The 22,309-nt window shown below is 70.4% G+C and carries 17 protein-coding genes; 8 read left to right on the top strand and 9 right to left on the bottom strand.

Annotated features, from left to right (window positions below; translation table 11 throughout):
• The first annotated feature begins 64 nt into the window (after positions 1-64).
• Positions 65-901: a glycoside hydrolase family 25 protein gene (locus tag FHG71_RS01615; RefSeq protein WP_139079849.1), complete on the top strand. Its 837-nt coding sequence runs from the start codon at positions 65-67 to the stop codon at positions 899-901.
• A gap of 54 nt (positions 902-955) precedes the next feature.
• A complete protein-coding gene (locus FHG71_RS01610; protein ID WP_139079848.1) occupies positions 956-1,555 on the top strand; it encodes a phosphatase PAP2 family protein in 600 nt (199 codons plus the stop codon).
• Here the strand turns inward: FHG71_RS01610 and FHG71_RS01605 are convergent.
• The 7 genes from FHG71_RS01605 to FHG71_RS01575 form a co-directional block, all read right to left on the bottom strand.
• The gene (locus FHG71_RS01605) at positions 1,543-1,734 is read right to left on the bottom strand and encodes a formate dehydrogenase subunit delta (protein ID WP_139079847.1); all 192 of its coding nucleotides are present in this window, start codon (positions 1,732-1,734) and stop codon (positions 1,543-1,545) included. The genes FHG71_RS01610 and FHG71_RS01605 overlap by 13 nt on opposite strands.
• A gap of 19 nt (positions 1,735-1,753) precedes the next feature.
• On the bottom strand, positions 1,754-2,590 hold the full coding sequence (gene fdhD / locus FHG71_RS01600; RefSeq protein WP_139079846.1) for a formate dehydrogenase accessory sulfurtransferase FdhD: 837 nt from the start codon (positions 2,588-2,590) through the stop codon (positions 1,754-1,756).
• 19 nt (positions 2,591-2,609) lie between these two features.
• On the bottom strand, positions 2,610-5,534 hold the full coding sequence (fdhF, locus tag FHG71_RS01595) for a formate dehydrogenase subunit alpha (protein ID WP_139079845.1): 2,925 nt from the start codon (positions 5,532-5,534) through the stop codon (positions 2,610-2,612).
• A 112-nt stretch (positions 5,535-5,646) separates the two neighbouring features.
• Complete coding sequence (locus FHG71_RS01590) at positions 5,647-7,173, bottom strand: formate dehydrogenase beta subunit (protein WP_139079844.1); 1,527 nt, start codon at positions 7,171-7,173, stop codon at positions 5,647-5,649.
• Complete coding sequence (locus tag FHG71_RS01585) at positions 7,170-7,631, bottom strand: NAD(P)H-dependent oxidoreductase subunit E (RefSeq protein ID WP_139079843.1); 462 nt, start codon at positions 7,629-7,631, stop codon at positions 7,170-7,172. Before FHG71_RS01585 ends, FHG71_RS01590 begins: the two co-directional genes overlap by 4 nt.
• Positions 7,632-7,715: 84 nt before the next feature.
• Positions 7,716-8,597 carry a LysR family transcriptional regulator gene (locus tag FHG71_RS01580; protein WP_139079842.1) on the bottom strand — a complete coding sequence of 294 codons (882 nt, stop codon included), beginning with the start codon at positions 8,595-8,597 and terminating at the stop codon, positions 7,716-7,718.
• Positions 8,598-8,606: 9 nt separating this feature from the next.
• Positions 8,607-9,170 carry a hemerythrin domain-containing protein gene (locus FHG71_RS01575; protein WP_139079841.1) on the bottom strand — a complete coding sequence of 188 codons (564 nt, stop codon included), beginning with the start codon at positions 9,168-9,170 and terminating at the stop codon, positions 8,607-8,609.
• Positions 9,171-9,386: 216 nt separating this feature from the next.
• Between FHG71_RS01575 and FHG71_RS01570 the strand changes: the two genes are divergently transcribed.
• The 6 genes from FHG71_RS01570 to FHG71_RS01545 all read left to right on the top strand — a co-directional run bounded on the left by FHG71_RS01570 (position 9,387) and on the right by FHG71_RS01545 (position 15,591).
• On the top strand, positions 9,387-11,015 hold the full coding sequence (locus FHG71_RS01570; protein WP_139079840.1) for a peptide ABC transporter substrate-binding protein: 1,629 nt from the start codon (positions 9,387-9,389) through the stop codon (positions 11,013-11,015).
• A 95-nt stretch (positions 11,016-11,110) separates the two neighbouring features.
• Positions 11,111-12,034: an oligopeptide ABC transporter permease OppB gene (gene oppB / locus FHG71_RS01565; protein WP_139079839.1), complete on the top strand. Its 924-nt coding sequence runs from the start codon at positions 11,111-11,113 to the stop codon at positions 12,032-12,034.
• A gap of 13 nt (positions 12,035-12,047) precedes the next feature.
• Complete coding sequence (locus FHG71_RS01560) at positions 12,048-12,974, top strand: ABC transporter permease subunit (RefSeq protein WP_139079838.1); 927 nt, start codon at positions 12,048-12,050, stop codon at positions 12,972-12,974.
• 1 nt (position 12,975) lies between these two features.
• On the top strand, positions 12,976-13,983 hold the full coding sequence (locus FHG71_RS01555) for an oligopeptide/dipeptide ABC transporter ATP-binding protein (RefSeq protein WP_139079837.1): 1,008 nt from the start codon (positions 12,976-12,978) through the stop codon (positions 13,981-13,983).
• A complete protein-coding gene (locus FHG71_RS01550) occupies positions 13,980-14,990 on the top strand; it encodes an ABC transporter ATP-binding protein (RefSeq protein WP_139079836.1) in 1,011 nt (336 codons plus the stop codon). The genes FHG71_RS01555 and FHG71_RS01550 overlap by 4 nt, the downstream gene beginning before the upstream one ends.
• 64 nt (positions 14,991-15,054) lie before the next feature.
• Positions 15,055-15,591 carry a DUF305 domain-containing protein gene (locus FHG71_RS01545; RefSeq protein WP_139079835.1) on the top strand — a complete coding sequence of 179 codons (537 nt, stop codon included), beginning with the start codon at positions 15,055-15,057 and terminating at the stop codon, positions 15,589-15,591.
• A gap of 11 nt (positions 15,592-15,602) precedes the next feature.
• Here the strand turns inward: FHG71_RS01545 and FHG71_RS01540 are convergent, their stop codons facing one another.
• Positions 15,603-20,423, bottom strand: coding sequence for a translocation/assembly module TamB domain-containing protein (locus FHG71_RS01540; protein WP_139079834.1), 4,821 nt, complete (start codon positions 20,421-20,423; stop codon positions 15,603-15,605).
• On the bottom strand, positions 20,420-22,231 hold the full coding sequence (locus tag FHG71_RS01535; protein WP_139079833.1) for an autotransporter assembly complex protein TamA: 1,812 nt from the start codon (positions 22,229-22,231) through the stop codon (positions 20,420-20,422). Before FHG71_RS01535 ends, FHG71_RS01540 begins: the two co-directional genes overlap by 4 nt.
• Positions 22,232-22,309: the final 78 nt, after the last annotated feature.

Here is a 22,309-nt window from a genome sequence, read left to right as displayed (position 1 = left end):
CAGACTGGCGGGAGAAGACGCGTCGGCCAAGACGCGCCATGGTTGGGGACAGGGGGATTCGGAGATGCGGACGTCGTCCGGACTGGTTAGAGGCCTGGGGCTCGCGGCCCTTCTTGTGCTGGCGGCCTGTGGGGGCGGCCCGCGGGCCGCTCAGATGGAGCAGAGCAGTTCCGCTGCTTCGGTCATCGGGCCCCGGTTCGGCGCGCCCCAACTCCCCCGCTTCGGTGACGCCCATCCCGTGGAGTGGAAGGGGCTGTCGCCCATGTTCCACCCCGTCCACGGCATCGACGTGTCGCGCTACCAGACCGCCATCGATTGGCCCATGGCCCGAGCAAACGGCGTGAGCTTCGCCTTCATCAAGGCTACCGAGGGCGGTGACCGCGTCGATCCGGCCTTCGCCGCCCATTGGCGCGCCGCGGGCGAGGCCGGCGTGGCGCGGGGCGCCTACCATTTCCACTACTGGTGCGGCCCTGCCTCGACCCAGGCCGCCTGGTTCATCGCCAACGTGCCCAAGGAGCGTGGTGCGATGCCGCCCGTGCTCGACCTCGAATGGAACACGGCGTCGCCGACCTGCGCCACCTACCGCCCCGCGCCCGAGGTCGTGCGCACCGAGGTGCAGACCTGGCTCAACACCGTCGGCCGGCACTTCGACCAGACCCCCATCATCTACACCACTCCTGACTTCTGGGAACGTAACGAGCTCTGGAAGCTCCAAGGCGCCGAAATGTGGCTGCGTGCCGTCACCCGGCATCCGTCCGAAGCCTATCCGGACGAGGATTGGACGTTCTGGCAGTATTCCGGGACCGGCCTCGTTCCGGGCGTGCAGGGGCCTGTGGACGTGAACGCCTTCGCGGGCTCGGAGGCGAGTTGGGCTCGCTGGCTGGGCGCGCGGGCCCTGTGACGCCTGGCCCCTGCGTCAAGCGCAACCTTTGACGCGCGGCCGCGTTCGGGAGGTATGTCTCTGGAGAGCGCCATCGAAACCGTCGAGGAGGCCGACATCGCCGTAGCCCACAAGGCTGCCGAGGTCCGGCACCATCCCGTCACCCAAGCTCTCGGGCACCTGAGCGAAATCGCAGACCAGCCGCCGATGCTGACGCTGGGCGCGCTGATGCTCGCGGGCGGGCTTGCGGGCTGCCAGCGGTCGGTCGCGGAGGCCGGAGGACGGCTCTTCGCCTCCGTCGCGCTCGCCACAGCCATCAAGAGCGTGGCCAAGGCCATCGTCGTTCGCACCCGGCCCCACGTGCTGGCCGACGAGGGCCGCTATGAAAGGGGTCTGCTAGGGCCGAACGAGGGGCCCTACAACTCCTTCCCTTCAGGGCACACGGCCGATGCGGTCGCGGCGGCGCGCGCGGTGGCCCGGGTGTTCCCCGAAGCCCGCCTTCCCCTTTATGGCGCAGCGGCGGCCATCGGGCTCGCCCAGATTCCCCGCTGCGCGCATTATCCCTCGGATGTCACTGCGGGCGCCTTGGTGGGACTGGCCGCCGAGGCGGTGGTCGACGAGGTCTGGTCCCGGCTGGGCGAGCCGCTGACGACGAACGCTCCTCAGGCTGGCTGACGCAGTCGGCCCACGGCCTGCAGGACCAGGGGCGAGAGCCCTTCGCCGCCTGCGTCTACATGGGCGTAGAGCGCTTGGAGCATGCGCGGTTCCCAGAAGGACTTGAGGTGCCCCGCAACCTCGGCAGCTTGGGTGTCGCCCGGTTGGGAGGCGAAGAAGGTAGCGATCTGGTTCGCCATGCGGACCAGTTTCTGAATGTCAGCGGCCAAAGCGGGGCCCCTCCCGGCGACGTGTGAGGATGCGGCGGGGATGGGTGAAGACCTGCACCTCCCCGCGTGACGTGGAAGCAAGGGTAAGGTTCGCCCCGTCGGCGATCCGCACCGCGCGCGCGGTCGGGGCCGAGACGGCGAGGAGGATCGGGCAGCCGGCCATGACCGTCTTCTGGATCATCTCCACCGACAGGCGCGAGGTCAGCGCGATGGCGCCCAGTGCCGGGTCGATGTTGGCCCGCGCCAGCGCCCCGATCAGCTTGTCGAGCGCGTTGTGCCGGCCCACGTCCTCGCGCGCCAGCAGGATGCCCTGACCCGGTTGCCAGAAGCCGGCGGCGTGGACGGCGCGGGTCTCGTCGTGGAGCGGCTGCCAGTCACGCAGCTCGCCCAGAGCAAACTTCATGTCGGCGACGGTCAGGGCGGCATAGGCTTCGGGCAGGACGGGCAGGGGGCGGAGCGCCTGACCCAGCGAGTCGATGCCGCAAAGGCCGCAGCCCACGGGGCCGACGCTGGCGCGCCTGCGCGCGCGCAGCGCCATCTCGGCCTCGGGCGGGAGCCACATCCGCGCTTCGAGCCCGGGGCCCGAGGGTGTGGCGTGGGCCACCACCTCGACATCGGGGAGAGCGTGACGCGGCGCGATGCCTTCGGTCAGCGTGAAGCCCAGCGCGAAGTCCTCGATGTCGGCGGGCGTGGCCATCATCACGGCCTGCGTGCCGCCGTTGTAGACCAGCGCCACCGGCGTTTCCTCGGGCAGCGTGCGGCCCGAGTCGAAGCCCCCGGGCGTGACCGCGCGCACGCGCGCGGTCGGTGCCGAGGCCGGGATCATGCCGGAGATCACCTCTCCGTCACTCCGCTGCCGGGAGGACCCGGCGGGATCGCTCGGCACGCTGCGCATAGTCCTCCTGCCAGTCCGAGGGGCCGTTGGTCAGCGCCACCTGCACCGCCGTCACCTTGTATTCCGGGCAGTTCGTCGCCCAGTCCGAAAAGTCCGTGGTGATAACGTTAGCCTGCGTGTCCGGGTGGTGGAAAGTGGTGTACACCACGCCGGGGCTGACCCGGTCGGTCAACAACGCGCGAAGCGACGTCTCGCCCGCGCGCGAGGCGAGGCGGACCCAGTCGCCTTCCTTGATTCCCCGCACCTCGGCGTCGTGGGGGTGGATCTCCAGCACGTCCTGGTCGTGCCAGACCACGTTGGCCGTCCGCCGGGTCTGCGCGCCCACGTTGTACTGGGACAGGATGCGGCCCGTCGTCAGCAGCAGCGGGAAGCGCGGGCCGGTCCGTTCATCGGTGGCCACGTACTCGGTCACGATGAAGCGCCCCTTGCCGCGCACAAATCCGTCCACGTGCATGATCGGCGTGCCCTCGGGGTGCAGCTCGTTGCAGGGCCACTGGACCGATCCCTTCTCCTCCAGCATCTCGTAGGAGACGCCCGCGAAGGAGGGCGTGGTCGCCGCGATCTCGTCCATGACCTGCGACGGGTGGGTGTAGGTCCAGCCCGCGCCCATGGCATTCGCGAGCAGCATCGTCACTTCCCAGTCGGCGTAGCCGTTCTTGGGCATCATCACCCGGCGGACGCGGTTGATGCGGCGCTCGGCGTTGGTGAAGGTCCCGTCCTTTTCAAGGAAGGTCGAGCCCGGCAGGAAGACGTGGGCGTAGTTCGCCGTCTCGTTCAGGAAAAGGTCCTGCACGATCACGCAGTCCATCGCGGCAAGGCCGGCCGAGACGTGCCTGGTGTCGGGGTCGGACTGGAGGATGTCCTCGCCCTGGACGTAGAGGCCCTTGAAGGTGCCCTCGACGGCCGCATCCAGCATGTTCGGGATGCGCAGGCCCGGCTCCTTGTCGAGCACCGAGCCCCAGAGCTTCTCGAAGATCTCGCGGGTCGCGTCCTGGCTCACATGCCGGTAGCCGGGCAGCTCGTGCGGGAAGCTACCCATGTCGCAGCTGCCCTGCACGTTATTCTGGCCGCGCAGCGGATTCACGCCCACGCCCGGACGCCCAATGTTCCCCGTCAGCATGGCGAGGTTGGCGATGCCCATGACGGTCGTGGAGCCCTGGCTGTGCTCGGTCACGCCCAGGCCGTAGTAGATCGCCCCGTTGCCGCCCTTGGCGAAGAGGCGGGCCGCCGCGCGAAGCTCGTTCGGGTCCACGCCCGTGAGCATCGCGATGGCCTCGGGCGAGTGGCGGGCGTCCGACACGAACTCGGCGTAGTGCTGGAACTCGTCCCAGTCGCAGCGCTCGCGGATGAAGGCTTCGTCGTAGAGGCCCTCGGTCACGATCACATGCGCGAGCGCCGTGACGACCGCCACGTTGGTGCCGGGGCGCAGCGGCAGGTGATGCGCGGCCTCGATGTGCGGGGAACGCACGAGGTCGGTGCGGCGCGGGTCGATGACGATGAGCTTGGCGCCCTGGCGCAGCCGTTTCTTGAGGCGGGAGGCGAAGACGGGGTGGCCGTCCGTCGGGTTCGCGCCGATGACGATGACGACGTCCGTGTGCTCGACGCTGTCAAAATCCTGCGTGCCGGCCGAGGTGCCGAAGGCGCGACCCAGGCCGTAGCCGGTGGGCGAGTGGCAGACGCGCGCGCAGGTGTCGGTGTTGTTGTTGCCGAAAACCGAGCGGATCATCTTCTGGACGAGGAAGGTCTCCTCGTTGGTGCAGCGCGACGAAGTGATGCCGCCGATGGCGCGCCGGCCGTGCTTGGCCTGGATGTCGCGCAGCTTGGTCGCGGCGAAGGTGATCGCTTCGTCCCAGGTCACGACCTCCCACGGGTCGTTGATCGACTCGCGGATCATCGGGTGCAGGATGCGGTCGTTATGGGTCGCGTAGCCCCAGGCGAAGCGGCCCTTGACGCAGGAATGGCCCCGGTTGGCCTTGCCGTGCTTCCAGGGCGTCATGCGAACGACGGTGTCGCCGCGCATCTCGGCTTCGAAGGAGCAGCCGACGCCGCAATAGGCGCAGGTCGTGACCACCTTGCGGTCGGGGGTGCCGATCTCGATGACCGACTTCTCCTGCAAGGTCGCGGTCGGGCAGGCCTGGACGCAGGCGCCGCAGGACACGCAGTCCGAGGACAGGAACGAGTCGCCCGCCATGCCGGCCGAGACGCGGGAGTCGAAGCCGCGCCCCTCGATCGTCAGGGCGAAGGTGCCCTGCACCTCCTCGCAGGCGCGGACGCAGCGCGAGCAGACGATGCACTTGGCCGGGTCATAGGTGAAGTAGGGGTTCGAGTCGTCCTTGGGCAGCCATTGCGGGTTGGCCGTTCCGTCCGATTCGCGCCGCAGGAAGTGGTTGGCGACGCCGGGCGCGCCCTGGGGCGCCTCGTAGCGGACGTCGCGCAGGCCCACGGCCCCGGCCATGTCCTGAAGCTCGCAGTCGCCGTTGGCCGCGCAGGTCAGGCAGTCGAGCGGGTGGTCCGAGATGTAGAGCTCCATCACGCCCTTGCGGAGCTTGCGGATCTTCTCGCTCTGGGTGTGGACGACCATGCCGGGGGCGACGGGCGTCGTGCAGGAGGCGGGGGTGCCGCGGCGCCCCTCGATCTCCACGGCGCAGAGGCGGCAGGAGCCCCAGGCCTCCATGTTGTCGGTGGCGCAGAGCTTGGGGATCGAGATGCCGAGCGTGTTGGAGGCCCGCATGACCGACGTGCCCTCGGGCACCGAGACCTCGAAGCCGTCGATGGTCAGCGTCACCATCTTCTGCGAGCGGCTTTCGGGCGTGCCGTAGTCGCGGTCGGAGAAGGCCGGGGCGCCGTCGAGGCCGGGGATGATGAAGTCCTTCATGGCTGCGCCTCCTGCTGATGGGTTGCCGTTTGAATCGAGATTCGCACGAAAGAGTTAACGGTTCCTTCGACCACCGCGCGGTGGTCGGTCGATTCGCGCAACACCGGGTGGATCATTCCGCGGCCTCGCGCAGCCGGGCGAAGTCGTCCGGGAACTGGGTCACGGCCGACATCACCGGATACGGGGTGAACCCGCCAAGGGCGCAGAGCGATCCATCCCGCATCGTGTCGCAGAGGTCCACGAGGAGCGGCATCGCCGCCGCGTCGCCCTGGGCGATGCGGTCCAGCGTCTCCACGCCGCGTACCGCGCCGATGCGGCAGGGAGTGCACTTGCCGCAGGATTCGACGGCGCAGAACTCCATGGCGAAGCGGGCCTGCTGGAGCATGTCCACCGAGTCGTCGAAGACCACGATCCCGGCGTGCCCGATGAGGCCGCCCTGTCCGTCGAACTCCTCGTAGCCGAAGGGGGTCGCGAACTTGGAGACCGGGAAGTAGGCGCCGAGGGGACCGCCGACCTGCACGGCCTTGACGGGGCGACCTGTCGCGGTGCCGCCGGCGATGTCGTTGACGATCTCGCCCAGGGACATGCCGAAGGCGGTTTCGAACAGGCCGCCGAATTTCACGTTGCCGGCGATCTGGAGCGGGATCGTGCCGCGCGACCGGCCGAGGCCGAAGTCCTTGTAGGCCTGCGCGCCGTTGGCGAAGATCCACGGCACGGTGGCCAAGGAGATCACGTTGTTGACGACGGTGGGCTTGCCGAAGAGCCCCTGAAGCGCGGGCAGGGGGGGCTTGGCGCGAACGGTGCCGCGCTTGCCTTCGAGCGAGTTCAGGAGCGAGGTCTCCTCGCCGCAGACATAGGCGCCCGCGCCGACGCGCACCTCCATGTCGAAGGCGGGGCCGGTGCCAAGGAGGGACGGCCCGAGCAGCTTGTTCATCCGGGCGATGCGGATGGCCTCGGACATCTGGTGGATGGCGTCGGGGTACTCGGAGCGGATGTAGACGTAGCCTTTGGTCGCGCCGACGGTGACGCCCGCGATGGCCATGCCCTCGATCAGGGTGAAGGGGTCGCCCTCCATCAGCATCCGGTCGGCGAAGGTGCCCGAGTCGCCCTCGTCGGCGTTGCAGACGATGTATTTCTGGTCCGCCTGGGCGAGGCGGACGGTGTCCCACTTGATGCCGGTGGGGAAGCCCGCGCCGCCGCGGCCGCGGAGTCCGGAAAGCTTCATCTCGTCGATGAGGGCGTCGCCATCCATTTCGAGCGCGCGGCGCAGGCCCGCGAGGCCGCCATGGGCCTCGTAGTCCGAGAGCGACAGCGGGTCGATGAGGCCGACGCGGGCGAAGGTCAGGCGGGTCTGCTTCGCGAACCAGGGGATCAGCTCGACCGGGCCCTGGGCCTTGGGATGCGTGTCGGGGGCGTCGAGCAGGGCCGGCACGTCGGCTACGGTCACGGGGCCGAAGGCGGTGCGGCCCTGGGCGGTCTCGATCTCCACGAGGGGTTCGAGCCAGACCATGCCCCGCGAGCCGTTGCGGACGAGTTCGACGGTGACGCCGCGCTTCGTGGCTTCCAGAACGATGGCGTTGGCGACCTTGTCGGCGCCAAGCGAGCGGGCGGCGGCGTCGCGGGGGACGTAGATCTTCACGACAGGACCTCCTCGCCGATGGATTGGGCCGTGGCGCGGCCGAGGAGCCGGTCGCCCACCAGCGCGGCGGGGCCGCAGGCGCAGAGGCCGAGGCAGTAGATGGGCTCGACCGTCACCTTGCCGTCGAGGGTCGTGCCGTAGTCCTTGAGGCCGAAGGCCTTCAGCGTCGCCTGCACGAGGTCGCGGCCGCCCTGGGCCTGGCAGGCCTCGGCGGCGCAGACCTTGACGACCGTGCGGCCGGCGGGGACGTGCCGGAAGTCGTGGTAGAAGGTGACGACGCCATGCACCTCGGCCCGGCCGAGGTTCAGCGCGTTGGCGATGACGGGGACCGCCGCCTCGGGCACATGGCCCCATTCGGCCTGGACGGCGTGAAGGATCGGCAGGAGCGGCCCTTCGAGGGGCAGGTGTTCCGCGATGATCTCGCGCAGGCGCGCGGTGAAGTCGGCTGTGTCGAGCATGAAGCGTCCCGTCTGGCTGGCCACGGTGTGACGCGGTTTCCATGCCGTATCAAGATCAAGCTTCCGTTGATCGATAGGCAAATCCTATCGGACCATTCGCCCCGCCTCGGCCAGGAGGGCGGCCACGAGCGGCAGCTGCGGCTCGCGCGCGGGGGCGATCAGGCCCACGCGATGGCGTGCGTCGGGGTCGGTCAGGGGCAGGGCGCGGAGGGGGCCGTGGGACAGGAAGGCCTCGGCCGCGCCCAACGGCAGGATCGTGGCCCAGCCCCCCGCGAGGACCTGGCCCAGGAGCGCGATCGTGGAGTTCGACTCGATGCGCGGGGCCACCGTGACCCCCGCCTGCGCGAGGAGGCCCGCGACGATGCGGCGGTTCTGCATGTCGGGGGTGAGCAGGCAGAGCGCCACCTCGCCGAGCTCGGCCCAGGCGACGGCGTCGCGGGCGGCGAGCACGTGGTCCTCTCGCACCAGCAGGGCATAGCGCTCCTCGAAGAGGGGGAGGGTGGCCTTGGTGCCCAGAGGCTCGTTGTCGAGGTAGCTGATGCCGGTGTCGAGCGCGAGGGCGTCGAGGTCGTCGAGGATGGCGATGGAGGTGGCGGACAGGATGGTGATGCGGACGTCCGGATGCGCGGCGGCGAAAGCGGCGGTGAGGCGTGCGGCGGCGGCGAGCGCCGTGGGGATGACGCCGAGGCGGAGCGTGCCCGAGAGGCCGGCGCGCGTCACGCGCAGCTCCTCGCGCATGGCGCGGGCGTCGGCGACGATGCGGCGGGCCCATTGCAGGACGCGCTCGCCCTCGGGCGTGAGGCCGCCGTAGCGGCTGCCGCGCAGGACCAGCATGACGCCCAGGCTGTCCTCCAGTTGCCGGATGGCGGCGGAGAGCGAAGGCTGGGTCACGCCCACGGCCTCGGCGGCGCGGCCGAAGTGGCGCGCCTGGGCGAGCGCGATGAACATCTCGAGCTTGTCGATCATGGGGGCAGGCTAGCGCAGCCCGGCCTCGCCGTCGCGCAGGATCACGGGGACGATCAGGTCCTCCTCGTCCGTGAGATGGCGGTCCAGGAAGCGGTCGAGGCGGAGGAGGCCGTCTTGGAAGCGGCCCGCCTGCGTGCGGAAGGCCGGCGCTTGCAGGGCCTGCAGCGCGCCGTTGGCGTCCTGCACGAAGGCGTCGAGATGGGCGTCGAGCGCGTGGTGGTCGGTGTCGAGGATCTCGAACCCGCGTTCGAGCCGGGCGTCGCGGGTCACCAGGATCGGGAAGTAGTGGTTGTCCTCAATGCCGTGATGGCCGTGCAGATGCTCGACGAAGCCGCTGCCCCGGCGCGAGAGCCGCCCGGCCCAGGCACGCGGCTCCATCCGGCGGTCGAGGACCGCCTCGGCCTCCTGCCGCATCGCGGCCAGCTCGTCGCGGAAATGGACGTGCATGCCCAGCCAGAACGAGACGAGCCCGTGGAAGTTCGGGTCGGCCTCCCAGGCCTCGCGCGGGAAGTCGCGCAGGAGGACGCGGAGCGCGTCGGGCAGGCCGGGGCGGGTGGCGAGGTCGAGGTCCATGCGCCGGGTTCTAGGCCGCCGCAGGCCGGGGGGCCAGACGCCTGTGTCGGAATTGTGTCGTGAGGTCACGGCGCGGCGCAGGGGCTTTCCACTTGCCAAGCGCCGGCCATGAGCCTTGGATTTCGCCAGTTTCGCCGCCGGAGCGATCCGGGGGCCGACGCAACTCAACCCGCAGGGGGTCCCAGGGGCCCCCGCCACGATCCAGGGAGAGCCCACATGGCAGTCCGCTCCACATTCCGCGCGGCGTCGCTCCTCGCGCTGCTCGCCACCGGCGCGATGGCGCAGGCCACCCATCCCGAGACCGGCGATCCGCTCGCCGAGAACCAGACCTTCTCCTGGCGCATCCTCGACGAGGTGCCGACGCTCGATCCGGGGCTGATCGAGGACGTGGACAGCGGGTCCATCGCGCGCCAGCTCTTCGAGGGGCTCTACAACCAGGACGCCCAGGGCAACATCGTCCCTGGCGTGGCACTGGATCACACGCTGAGCGAGGACGGCCTGACCTACACCTTCAACCTGCGCCCCGAAGCGCGCTGGTCGAATGGGGAGCCGGTCACGGCGAACGACTTCGTCTATGCCTGGCGGCGCGCGGCCGACCCCGCGACCGCCTCTCCGTATAGCTGGTACATCGATCTCATGAAGGTGGCGGGGGCCGCCGAGGTCGTCGCCGGCGAGGCCGCGCCCGACACGCTGGGCGTGCGGGCCGTGGACGACCACACGCTCGAGGTCACGCTGACGCAGCCCATCCCCTACTTCCCGCAGATGGTGACCCACTACACCACCTATCCGGTGCTCCAGTCCAACATCGAGGAGCACGGCGATGCCTGGACCCAGCCCGGCAACATGGTGTCGAACGGGGCCTATGTCCTGAGCGAGCGCGTCCCGCAGGAGCGCACCGTCGTCACGCGGAACGAGAACTACTGGGACAACGCCAACACTGTCCTGAACGAGGTCAGCTTCCTTATCATCAACGACGAGAACCAGGGCCTGACCCGCTGGATCGCTGGCGAACTGGACGCGACCGACGTGCCGATCGGCCAGTTCCCCCGCCTCAAGGAGGAATACCCCGAGGAGGTCCACGCGGTCCCGAACCTCTGCACCTATTACTACGCCATCAACGTGCGCCCGGACTCGGACCCGGCGCTGCTCGACGTACGGGTGCGCGAGGCGCTGAACCTCGCCATCGACCGGGACGTGATCGTGAACAGCATCCTGGCCGCCGGGCAGCTTCCGGCCTACACGCTGGCGCACCCGGCGACCGCCGGCTACGAGGTCCCCGAGGTGCCGATCGCCACGATGACCCAGGAGGAGCGCAACACGCGCGCCCAGGAGCTGCTGGCCGAGGCGGGCTTTGGCCCCGAGGGCGAGCCACTGACATTCGAAATCATCTACAACACCGACCAGGCCCACCAGCAGCTTGCGGTGGCCATTGGCCAGATGTGGAAGCAGACGCTGGGGGTCGAAACCACGCTCGCCAACCAGGAATGGCAGACGTTTCTCGATACGCGGCGCGAGGGCAACTTCCAGATCGCCCGCGCGGCCTGGTGCGCCGACTACAATGAGGCGTCGACCTTCCTCGACCTGATGACGGCGGACAACGAATCGAACGACCCGCGCTACGAGAACCCCGAGTACGACGCGCTGATGGAGGAGTCGCGCACCGCCGCCGATCCGCAGCCGCTCTATACCCAGGCCGAGGAGATGCTGGCGCGGGACATGCCGATCCTGCCCATCTACTTCTACGCCAAGGACTTCATGCTCGACGCCTCGATCAAGGGGTATGCGTTCGAGAACGCGCAGGAGAACTGGTACGCCAAGGACATGTACCGGATCGCGCAGGAGTGATCGGCATCTAGTGGCCCTGGGGTCCGCCTTCCTTTAGGAGGGCGGACCCACAGGCATTTCCCGACATTGTCGCTTCGGGCGCCGAGGATCCCCTCATGCTGACCTTCATCCTGCGCCGCCTCCTGGTGGCGATCCCGACGATCCTCATCCTGATCGTCATCTCCTTCGTCCTGATGTTCGCCGCGCCCGGCGGGCCCTTCAACGCCGAGCGGCCGCTGCCGCCCGACGTGATGGCCAACATCGAGGCGCGCTACGGGCTCGACCAGCCCTACGCCGTGCAGATCTTCAACTACGTGAAGAACATCGTCCTGCACTTCGACTTCGGGCCTTCGTTCAAGTACCGGGACCAGACGGTCTCGGGACTGATCGCGCAGGGCTTCCCGGTGACGCTCACCTACGGCACCTGGGCCTTCGCGGTCGCGGTCGTCTTCGGGGTGGCGCTGGGCGTCGTGGCCGCCGTGCGGCAGAACACCTGGGTCGACTACCTCGCCACCGGCTCGGCCATCGGCGCCTCGGTGCTGCCGAATTTCGTCCTGGGGCCGCTCCTGGTGCTGGTCTTCACGCTGTGGCTGGGCTGGCTGCCCGCGGGCGGCTGGTACGGCGGGCAGTGGCAGTACGTGATCCTGCCGGTCGCCGCGCTGGCCACGAGCTACCTGGCCGCCATCGCGCGGATCATGCGGTCGTCGATGCTCGAGGTGATGAACTCGGGCTTCATCCGCACCGCGCGGGCCAAGGGCCTGCCCATGCGCCGGATCATCCTGCGCCACGCGCTCAAGCCCGCGATCCTGCCGGTGCTGAGCTACCTGGGCCCGGCCTTCGTGGCCATGATCACGGGGTCCGTGGTGGTGGACGTGTTCTTCTCCACCGGGGGCATCGGGCAGTACTTCGTGAACGCGGCGCTGAACCGGGACTATTCGGTCATCATGGGCGTGACGATCCTCGTGGGCGTCCTGACCATCGTCTTCAACCTTCTGGTCGACATCCTCTACGCCTGGATCGACCCGAAGATCCGCTACTAGAGGGGGCCCCGCCATGGCGCTCACCGATCCCGCCACCGAGGCCTCGCGGACCGCGACCCGGCCCGAGAAGGGCCGCTCGCTCTGGACCGATGCCCGGCGGCGCTTCCTGCGCAACCGGGCCGCGACGGCGGCGCTGGCCGTCCTCGTCCTCATCGCGATCTTCGCCTTCGGCGGCGGCTTCGTCGCGCAGTACGAGCGCGACTACGTCGACTTCACGCTGATCGGCATCAACGCGTCCAAGGGCGTCCCCTCCTTCGAGACGGGGCATTACTTCGGCACCGACGCCGAAGGGCGCGACCTCTTCGCCCGCACCGTGCAGGGCACGCGGCTGTCGCTTCTCATCGGGATCGTGGGCAGCCTCGTGGCGGTGGTCGTGGGCACGCTCTATGGCGCGATCTCGGGCTACCTGGGCGGCCGGGTGGACAGCGTGATGATGCGGATCGTGGACATCCTGATGTCCATCCCCTTCATGTTCGTGCTGATCCTGCTGCTGGTGATCTTTGGCCGGTCGCTCCTGATGCTCTTCATCGGGATCGGGCTGATCTCGTGGCTGGGCATGGCGCGGATCGCGCGGGGGCAGACCCTGACGATCAAGAACAAGGAATTCGTGGAGGCCGCCATCGCCACGGGCGTGCGGCCCCTGACCATCATCCTGCGCCACATCGTGCCGAACCTCCTGGGCATCGTCGTGGTCTACGCCACGCTGCTGATCCCCGAGATGATCATCTACGAGTCCTTCATCAGCTTCCTGGGCCTGGGCGTGCAGGAGCCCAACACCTCGCTGGGCTCGCTGATCTCGAGCGGGGCGTCGCAGGTGCTCAACGGCGGCGGCGAGCCCTGGCAGCTCTACTTCCCGCTCTTCTTCTTCGTCGCCACGCTCTTCGCCTTCTTCTTCGTGGGCGACGGGCTGCGCGACGCGCTCGACCCGAAGGACCGCTGACATGGACACGAGAACGTCGGGCCCCCTGCTGGAGGTCGAGGATCTCCGCGTGACCTTCCGCACCGGCGACGGCGAGGTGAACGCCGTCAACGGCGTCTCCTTCGCGCTGGCGCCAGGCGAGACGCTGGCCATCGTGGGCGAGAGCGGGTCGGGCAAGTCGCAGACGGCCTATGCGGCGATGGGGCTCCTGGCGGCGAACGGACGCGCGACGGGGACCGTGCGCTACATGGGGCGCAACCTGCTGGAACTGCCGCAGAAAGAGCTGAACCGCATCCGGTCGCAGGAGATCGCCATGATCTTCCAGGACCCGATGACGTCCCTGAACCCCTACATGCGCGTGTCCGACCAGATGGCCGAGGTGCTCCAGCTTCACAAGGGCATGGGCAAGCGCGAGGCGGTGGCGGAGGCCGCGGAGATGCTCGACGCGGTGCGCATCCCCGACGCGAAGGCGCGCATCGGCATGTACCCGCACGAGTTCTCGGGGGGCATGCGCCAGCGCATCATGATCGCCATGGCGCTGCTGTGCCGCCCGAAGCTCCTGATCGCCGACGAGCCCACGACGGCGCTCGACGTCACGGTGCAGGCGCAGATCATGCGGCTCCTGGCCGAGATCCGGCAGGACCTGGGGACGGCCATGATCCTCATCACGCACGACCTGGGCGTGGTGGCGGGATCGAGCGACCGGACGCTGGTGATGTATGGCGGGCAGGTCATGGAGGAGGGCGCGACGGGGCCGCTCTTCGCCCGGCCCACGCATCCTTACACGATGGGGCTGCTGTCGGCCGTGCCGCGCATCGACCGCGAGGACGACGAGCTCCTGACCATCGCGGGCGAGCCCCCGGACATGAGCCGCCTGCCGCCCGGCTGCCCCTTCTTCCCGCGCTGCGCCTTCCGCCGGCCCGAGAACGAGCGGGTCCGGCCGCCGCTCGTGACCCTGCCCGACGGCCGTCGCCGCGCCTGCAACGTCTCCGTCGAGGAGATCCTGGCCGAAAGGGAGGCCGCCCAATGAGCGCCCCGATCCTGCAGGTGAGCGACCTGCGCGTGACCTTCGACGTTCCCGTGCGCGGCGGCTGGCCCTGGACGCCGCCCCGCAAGCTGCAAGCGGTGGGCGGCATCTCGTTCGACCTGCGCCCCGGCGAGGTGCTGGGGGTGGTGGGCGAGAGCGGCTCGGGCAAGTCCACGCTCGCCCGCGCGATCATCGGCACCGTGCCGTCCTCGGGGCGCGTGGTCTTCGACGGGCAGGACCTGGGGAACCTCGTCCCCGGCGCGCGGCGGTCCCGGCGGCGCGACATTCAGATGATCTTCCAGGACCCGCTGGCGGCGCTGAACCCGCGTATGACCGTGGGCGACATCATCGCCGAGCCGCTGGTCACGCACCATCCCAAGACCCCGCGCGCCGAGGTCCGCCGGCGCGTGGCCGAGATCATGGATCGGGTGGGGCTCCTGCCCAACCTCATGAACCGCTACCCTCACGAGTTCTCGGGCGGGCAGTGCCAGCGCATCGGCATCGCGCGGGCGCTGATCCTGCGGCCGAAGCTGCTGATCTGCGACGAGCCGGTCTCGGCGCTGGATGTGTCGGTGCAGGCGCAGGTGGTGAACCTGCTGCGCGAACTGCGGCGCGAACTGGGGATCGCCATGATCTTCATCGCCCACGACCTGTCCGTCGTTCGCCACATCTCGGACCGCGTCATGGTCATGTACCTGGGCCGGCTGATGGAGACGGCGACCGCCAAGGCCATCGTCGAGACGCCGCGACATCCCTACACGCAGTTCCTGATCGCCTCGGTGCCGATCCCCGACCCCGAGCTGGAGCGGGCGCGGCCCCGGCCCGTGCTGGAGGGGGACCTGCCCTCGCCGCTGGCGCCGCCCTCGGGCTGCGTCTTCCGCACCCGCTGCCCCAAGGCGCGCGAGCGCTGCGCGCAGGAGCCGCCGCCGGCCTACGACGTGGGACCGGCGCATCGGGCCACCTGCCACTACTGGGACGAGCCCACGCCCATGCTTGAGGCGGCGGAGTAGGGAAGCGGGCGGAACCCCGGCGTCCCCGACCGGTTGCGACCTAGCAACCGGAAGGAGCCGCCCCATGTCCTACCTGCGCTTCGGCCTGATGATCCTAGCCTCGACCCTCGTGATGTACGTGCTGATGTACCTCAACACGTATCGATGGGACCACATCGCTTGGAGCCAGACGCGCGGCTGGATGGCGTTGGTGATGGGGGGCGCCATGGCTGTGATCATGATGGCCTTCATGTGGGGCATGTACGAGCGCAAGGGTGTCAATTTCGCGATCCTGGTCGGGGGAGTTGCAGTCGCCGCCGTGTCGCTCTGGTTTGTTCGGAGCCAGGCGACGGTGGACGACGTGGCCTACATGAAGGCGATGATCCCGCACCATTCCATCGCCATCCTGACGAGCGAGCGTGCCCATATCCGCGATCCGCGCGTGCGGTCGCTCGCGGACGAGATCATCGAGGCGCAGGTGCGCGAAATCGCCGAAATGCGGGACCTGATCGCCGCGCTGGAGGCCGATCCGGTGCCGGAGGACGCCCCCGACCTGCCCTCCTACCGCGATCTGGGACTTGAGGGGCCCTCAACCTCCCCAGCCGCCGCGACCGGGGGCTGAGCTCCGGCTGCCTAGTAGTCCCGCTCGAAGAAGATGCCCAAGGAGGTTTCCCCCGTCGTGCCCACGCCCGCCCGCACCGTCAGGTCCGGCGTGAGGTCGAGGTTGATCGTGGCCTCGGTGGATTCCTGCGACACCACCACGTCGGTGTAGACGTTCTCGGACACGTAGCGCCCCAGGCGCAACGCGACGTTGCCCCCTTCGGTCGTGGTCACGTCGAGGTCGGCGAGCCCCGCGCCCGCGCGCAGGTCCTGCACGAGCCCGCCGCCCCCGCCCGCGAGCTCTGACACCGCCGCCGCAAGCTGCACCGCCTGGAAGGGCGTGATCGAGGCGATGTCCACCCCGAAGAGGAGCTGCGCCAGAACCTCGTCCTGCGGCAGCTCGGGCGTGGATTCGAAGGTCACCTCGGGCGAGGCGAGGGGACCTTCGAGGATGACCGCGATGTCCGTGCCGCTGCGAGCCCTGGTCCGCGCGACGAGGCGGAGATAGGGGTTGAAGTCGCCCTGGATCGTGGCCGAGCCCTCGGTCAGGTCGAAGCGCTGCCCCAGGATCGAGAGCCGTCCGCGCAGGAGCGAGAACTGCCCGATGGGGATGACCTGGTTCGTGGTCCCGGTGAGGCGCAGCGAGCCCCCGAGCTCGGCGTCGAGGCCGCGCCCGCGCACGAAGACTTGGTTGGGGGCGTTGAGCAGGATATCGAGGCCGAAGCCCCCGGCCGCGCCGCCGTCCGTCCCGGCGCTGGCCGCCGCCGCGGCATCGGCGAGGCCGGCCCGCTCCAGCGTCCGCTGCACGGGGACCGAAGGTTCGATGTGGAAGACGGGCAGGGGCTCTCCCAGGGCGCCGACGGTGGAGGAGGGGACGCGAAGCTCGACGGTGGACAGGTCGACCCCGCCCGAGATCAGCGCCCCGCCCGCGAGCGGGCCCGTGACCGACAGGGCCGCGTCGCCGCGCGCCTCGTAGAGGTTGGGGTCGCGGATTACGAGGCCGGTGCCCAGGATCGACAGGTTCGCCTCGAAGGGCGGCGCCAAGGCCACGGGGCCCGTGATCCCGATGCGGCCGCCGCTGGCGAGGTTGCCGGCCAGGTCCACTGTCGCGGTTCCGCCCGAAAGCGAGGCCGCGCCGGAGATGCCGGTGATCGCCTCGCCGAGCGTCGGGACCGACAGGCGCGCGTCCTGCGTCGTGACGCTGCCCGAGAGCCCGTCGAGCGAGGGAGCCGTGAGCCGGAGGTCGAAGCGGGCGAGGCCTTCGAGGCTGCGCGGGTCGAGGAAGGCGTTGGCGATCTCCAGCGGCGCGGTCCCGGTGATGGCGACGTTGGTGGCCGCGCCGCCGTAGGTGCCCGCGACGGCGGCGTCGATGCCGCCGGGGCCGGTGACATTCGCGTCCACCGCCACCGCGCCGTCGGCGCCCAGGGTCGTGGTGCCTCTCGCCGTGACAGGGCCGGGGAAGCTCGGGACGAAGAGCCCGAGATCAGCGAGCCGGGCGTCGAAGGCCAGGGTGGTCGCGCCATCGGCCGTGCGGCCGTCGCCGGTCACAGTAAAGTTCGGGAAGTTCGCCGCGATCCGGTCCACCCGGATCGTGCCATTCTCGGCCCGGGCCACCTCGGCGGACAGGGTGCCGGTCCCGGCCAGCAGTTGGGCGAGCGTCGGCTGGCCCGGATCGAGGTCCTGCGTGGTGGCCTCCACCGAAAGGTCGAACCGTTCGAAGGAGGGCAGGGCGCTCCCGCTCACCATGGCGTCGAGGCCCCCGTCGAGCGGCACCCCGGCGAGGTTCGACCAGGGGCCGAGGTCGGCCACCGAGAGGTCGGCGGTGCCGGTGATCTCGGAGCCCTGCTCGGGCGGGGCGACGGTCGCATCGACCACGGCCCGCGCGCCGGGGGCGGTGGCACTGGCGTCGATGGCCAGGCTGCCGTCGGCGGCGCGCGTGGCGGTGCCGGTCGCGCTGGCCGGGCCCGAGAGGCCGGGGGCGATCACGCCCACGTCGGGCAGGTTCAGGTCGAAACGGACCTCGCCGGAATCGGGATCGAGCGTGCCCGATCCTTCCGCCCGGACCTGCGGCGTCATAGCGAGGAGCTGCAGGGCGAGGGTGCCGTCCGGGGTCCGCTCCACCCGGCCCGTATGGGCGCCGGCGCCGGCGAGCAGCGGGTCGATCTGCGAAATCCCGACCTGTAGGTCTTGGGTGGTCGCCTCGAAGTCGAGGTCCAGCGCGGACAGGTCGAGCCGGGCGGTGCCCGACAGGTCCGCCGTCACGGCGCCGCCGAGGTCCCGTCCCACGAGCGTGCCGAGCGGTGCGATCTCGGAGAAGTCCGCGAGGAGGTCGCCGGTGAAGGTGGCTCCCTCCTCCGGGGAGGAGAGCACGCCGTCCACTTCGGCCCGCCCTGTGGGCAGCTTCGCCACGAGATCGAGGTCGGTGGTGCCGTCCGCGGCCCGCTCCGCTGTTCCCGTGACACGGCCGGGGCCCGAGAGGCCGCCCAGCACGGGCTCCACGTCGGCGAGCGCAAGGTCGAGGTCCGCCCTGCCCGCGCCGTTCTCGAAGGCGGCCGTCACGGTGCCGTCGAGAAGGTCGGTGTCGATGCGAAGGTCATCCACGCGGAAGCTGTCCGGGCCGCTGCGTCGAGCCTGCCCGGTCAGCGTCCCCGCGCCCCCGAGCACGGCGTCGAGCGGCTCGATCCCGAGCCCGAGGTCCTGCGTGCGCGCCTCCACCGCCACGTCGAAGGTCGAGGCGTCCTGCGCCGTGGTCCCCGAGAGCGTCAGGTCGGCCGCGCCACGTGGCGCGAGGCCGAGATCCGGAGCGAAGGTCGCGAGCAGGTCCTGATAGGAGCCCAGTTCCTCCACGGCGGCGTCGGCGGTGAAGTCGATGAGGCCCGGCACCCGCTCGCCTTCGGTCCCCAGGCTCGCCGCGGCCTGCGTGGCCTCCACCGAGACCTCCGCGCCCGGCAGCGTGGCCTCGGCGTCGAACGTGGCGGCCCCCGAGTCCTCGCGCCGGAACGTGCCCGTCACCGCGCCGGGGCCCGAAAGCTCGGGAAAGGCGAGCCCCAGGTCGGTGACGTCGAGCGCGAAGTCGGCCGTGCTCGCGCCGCTGGTGATATCGGCGGTTCCCGTGAGGTCCAGCGCGGGGGTCGAGATGTCGAGCTGGCGCACGCGCAGGCCTGCCTCGTCGCGCGCCGCGGCCACGGCGATCTCGCCCGTCCCGGACAGGAGCGGGTCGAGCGGCTCGATCCCGAGCGCGAGGTCCTGCGTCGCGCCCTCGATGGTTGCGTCGAAGATGCCGTCCAGCGGACGGACGACCGATCCGATGGTCAGCTCGGCCGAGCCGCCGAGGTCGAGGCCCGACAGTTCGGCGAAACGGCCGAGGTCCTGGGCCTGAAGCCGCGTGATCGTGTCGGCCTGCAGCCCGTCCGACGTGGCGACCGTGCCCTCCACCTGCGCTTCGATGCCGGGACCCGAAAGGGTGAGCGCGTTGATCCGAAGGGGACCGCCGTCGTCGGTGCGAGCCAGGTCGACGCGCCCCGTGAGATCCGCGCCCAGGGCCTCGCCCAGCCCCCCGTCCGCGAAGGCGAGGTCGCGCGCGGCGTAGTCGAGGATGGCGGTGAACTCGCCGGACCCCGTCGCGGTTGCCGGGACGATGGTGCCGCCGCCTTCCAGGGTCAGCGCGGGCAGGGTCAGGCCCGGGCGCGCGAAGTCCTCGATGGCGAAGGTGCCGGTCCAGGCGTCGCCCTGCGCCTGGTCGTAGTTCACGTCCAGCGTCACGCCGGTCACGGTCGTGTCCGCCACGCCGGGCAGCGGGACCGGCGTGGCCTCCTCGTTCCCGACCGTTCCTTGGAGATTGATCCGCGCGGGCCAGCCCTGGGGCGTGATCTCGGCCCGTCCGTTGAGCGCCAGCGCCTCGGCCTGGATGCCGAGCGAGGTCAGCACGATGGAGCCGTCCTCGCGGCGGATGCCTTTGGTGCGCAGTACCACGTCGTCGCCGAAGAAGGCCGCCGTCTCGGGCGCGAGCAGCGGCGTCACGTCGCCGCGCACGTCGAGCCCGAGGGCGCGCGAGGTGACCTCCCCGTTCTCGGTCGCCGTGGTGGTGAGCGTGAAGCCCCCGGCGATGCGCGGCTCTCCGTCGGTGGCCAGAGCGAGGCGGGCCTCGTAATTATCGATGGGGGCCGTGCCCTCGACGGTCAAGGCCACCGAGGGCAGCCCGGGAAGCCCCAACGCCCGCGTCACCAGCCCTTCGGCCTCTTCCTCGACGGCGAGGTCCACGGCGAGGACGCGCGTCTCGTTTGAATAGGAGGCGTCGAGCGCGAGCTGGCCGGCGCTGCCCTCGACGATCCGGGCTACGACGTCGGCCGCGCCCTCGCCCCCCGCGAGGTTCACCGACCCGTCGAGCGTGAGCACCAGCTCCTCGCCCAGGAGCGGCTCGCCCAGCACGATCCGGTCGGTGCTGAGCTCGCCGATCTGGACGGAGACGGGGAGCTCGGGCAGCGCGAAGGGCGTGGCCTCGGGCGTGGGGGCCTGCGGGTCGGGCACGGGCGGACGCAGGATCTCGATGCTGCCCGCTGCCAGTTGCTCCACCTCGATCCGCCCGCCAAACAGGGCGGAGCGGTTCCAGTCGAGCACGAGGTCGGTGGCGCGGAGCCAGACCCCTTCCTGGTCCGAGATGGTGATCGACTCGGCCGTGGCCTGCGACGACAGCGCGCCGGCGAAGCCCTCGACCACCACCTGACGGGCGGTCGAGGACAGCGCGTCCTCGATCAGACCGGTCAGGAAGCCGCGGTCGCGCTCGGTTTCCTCGGACGACTGCGCCAGGGCGGGCAGGGGAAGGGCGAGAAGCGGAAGGAGCGGGAGAAGCCTCAAAACGCCTGTCCTATGCCGATGTAGAGCTGCACCGCGCCGAAGGCGTCGTCGCCCGTCGCGGGGGTCGCCACGTCGAGCCGGATCGGCCCCACGAAGCTGTTGTAGCGCACGCCTAGACCCACGCCGGTCTGATAGGGGCTGTCGGAGTCGACGAAGGAGTCCTCGTCCACCGCACCGAAATCGGCGAAGGCCACGCCGCTGAAGCTTTCGGTGATCCCCACCCGTGCCTCGACCTGCGCGCCCACGAACGAGGCCCCGCCCAGCGTCACCGTCTCGCCGGGCGCGTCGGGGTCGGGGACCTCGACGCCGAGCGACTGGTAGGGCTGTCCGCGCACCGTGCCGCCGCCGCCCGAGAAGAAGAGGAAGTCCTGCGGCACCTCCGTCCGGTCCGCCCCCAGCACGCTGCCCACCTGCCCGCGCGCCGCGAGCGTCACGCGGCCGAAGGTCCGGTAGGCGCGGGCGTCGGCGTAGAGCCGGGCGCCGTTCCCCGCGTTGCCCGCGAGCGAGACAAAGGGCGTCGCCTCGGCGTCGAGGTAGAAGCCCGCCCGGGGATCCCGGTCGTCGTCGCGGCGGTCCCAGGTCGCCGCAACCGGCAGCGTGGCCAGGGTGTAGCGCCGCGTCTCGATGACGGTCTCCTCGCGGGCGGTCACGAGTCCCAGGGCGAAGGACACCGTCAGGTCGTCGCTGGCGTAGCGGGTGATGCCGAAGTCGAAGTCGAACTCGTCGAGGAGGTACTCCTTCTCGTCCTCCCGGCTGAGGCGTGCGTTCACCAGGAGATCGTTATCGGGGCTGAAGGTCGCGGGCCGGGCGAAGCTCGCGCCCAGGGCGTAGTCCACGCCGCCCCCCTGCACGTCGAGAAGGCCGCCCTCGATCCCCGCGACCTCGGCCTCGACCCGGAGCCGCTCGGCCCCGCCCAGGAGATTGCGGTGCAGCCAGAAGGCTGTGGCGGACACCCCGTCGAGCGAGGAGATCTCGGCGCCGAACCCGATGCGCCGGGGCAGCGACTCGACGATTTGCAACTCGATGGGCAGCGTGTCGCCGGGACCGGTGGTCTCGGATTCAACGACGGCGACGCTGTCGAAGGTGCCGGTCCGACGCAGGCGCTGGGCCGCACGGTCGAGCACATCCGGGTCGAAGACCTGGCCCGTAGGGATGCCCGCGATGCGCAGGACGCGGGCGCTACGCACGTCCTCGTTCCCGCTCACCGTCACCGCGCCGAAGCTTAGCCGTGGTCCTGGGTCAAGGCCCACGGCGACGTCGAGGCGGGTCTCGGGATGGATGGCCGTCACCTGCTCGGTGGCGACGACGGCCTTGGCGTTGCCCACCTCGCGCCAGGCGGCGATGGCGGCGGCGACGGCCTCGCGCACCGTCTCGGAGCGGGCGACCTCGCCGGGGGCGAAGCCGGGCGGAAGCTCGGTCGCCGGGGCGAGCGGCGTGATGGCGGTGGTGCCGAAGACAAAGCGGGGGCCGGGCTCCACCGACAGGACGACTTGCGCGATCGACGCGGGGGCCTCGAGCGGCGCAATCGTCGCCGCCTCGCGCCCGTCTACGGTGATGGTGATGACGCCGCCGTAATATCCCTCGGAATAGAGGCCAGCCAGGAGCCGCCGGTAATCCGCCCGGGCCGCCGCGACGTAGTCCTGCGCGGCCGTCAGGCCCTCGGCTTCGAGCGACAGGGTCAGCGAGGCATTTTCCAGCACCGTCCGCAGGTCATCGGGAGCGTCGGACGGCAGGACCAGCGTGGCTTCCTGGGCTTGGGCGGCCAAGGGCAGCAGGGTGGCCAGGGCAAGGGAACACAGGCGGACCATCGAACCTCGCGGAGGGGCAGCGCGACAGGTGCGCCTGCGGTCAGGTTAAGCGTAGCCGTCCGCCCAGGAAAAGCCAGA

This window comes from Rubellimicrobium roseum, from assembly GCF_006152145.1.
In the GTDB taxonomy this organism is placed as follows: Bacteria; Pseudomonadota; Alphaproteobacteria; order Rhodobacterales; family Rhodobacteraceae; genus Rubellimicrobium; species Rubellimicrobium roseum.
The sequence above is the reverse complement of the archived record's forward strand: the minus strand, read 5'-3'. Positions and strand labels throughout refer to the sequence as shown.

Excerpts from the sequence above, each read along its gene's own strand:
- FHG71_RS01570 (WP_139079840.1), top strand. The coding sequence starts at position 9,387 with ATGGCAGTCCGCTCCACATTCCGCGCGGCGTCGCTCCTCGCGCTGCTC.
- FHG71_RS01615 (WP_139079849.1), top strand. The coding sequence starts at position 65 with ATGCGGACGTCGTCCGGACTGGTTAGAGGCCTGGGGCTCGCGGCCCTT.
- FHG71_RS01580 (WP_139079842.1), bottom strand. The coding sequence starts at position 8,597 with ATGATCGACAAGCTCGAGATGTTCATCGCGCTCGCCCAGGCGCGCCAC.
- FHG71_RS01610 (WP_139079848.1), top strand. The coding sequence starts at position 956 with ATGTCTCTGGAGAGCGCCATCGAAACCGTCGAGGAGGCCGACATCGCC.
- FHG71_RS01535 (WP_139079833.1), bottom strand. The coding sequence starts at position 22,231 with ATGGTCCGCCTGTGTTCCCTTGCCCTGGCCACCCTGCTGCCCTTGGCC.
- oppB (WP_139079839.1), top strand. The coding sequence starts at position 11,111 with ATGCTGACCTTCATCCTGCGCCGCCTCCTGGTGGCGATCCCGACGATC.
- FHG71_RS01560 (WP_139079838.1), top strand. The coding sequence starts at position 12,048 with ATGGCGCTCACCGATCCCGCCACCGAGGCCTCGCGGACCGCGACCCGG.
- FHG71_RS01545 (WP_139079835.1), top strand. The coding sequence starts at position 15,055 with ATGTCCTACCTGCGCTTCGGCCTGATGATCCTAGCCTCGACCCTCGTG.
- fdhD (WP_139079846.1), bottom strand. The coding sequence starts at position 2,590 with ATGATCCCGGCCTCGGCACCGACCGCGCGCGTGCGCGCGGTCACGCCC.
- FHG71_RS01550 (WP_139079836.1), top strand. The coding sequence starts at position 13,980 with ATGAGCGCCCCGATCCTGCAGGTGAGCGACCTGCGCGTGACCTTCGAC.
- fdhF (WP_139079845.1), bottom strand. The coding sequence starts at position 5,534 with ATGAAGGACTTCATCATCCCCGGCCTCGACGGCGCCCCGGCCTTCTCC.
- FHG71_RS01575 (WP_139079841.1), bottom strand. The coding sequence starts at position 9,170 with ATGGACCTCGACCTCGCCACCCGCCCCGGCCTGCCCGACGCGCTCCGC.
- FHG71_RS01555 (WP_139079837.1), top strand. The coding sequence starts at position 12,976 with ATGGACACGAGAACGTCGGGCCCCCTGCTGGAGGTCGAGGATCTCCGC.
- FHG71_RS01605 (WP_139079847.1), bottom strand. The coding sequence starts at position 1,734 with ATGGCGAACCAGATCGCTACCTTCTTCGCCTCCCAACCGGGCGACACC.
- FHG71_RS01585 (WP_139079843.1), bottom strand. The coding sequence starts at position 7,631 with ATGCTCGACACAGCCGACTTCACCGCGCGCCTGCGCGAGATCATCGCG.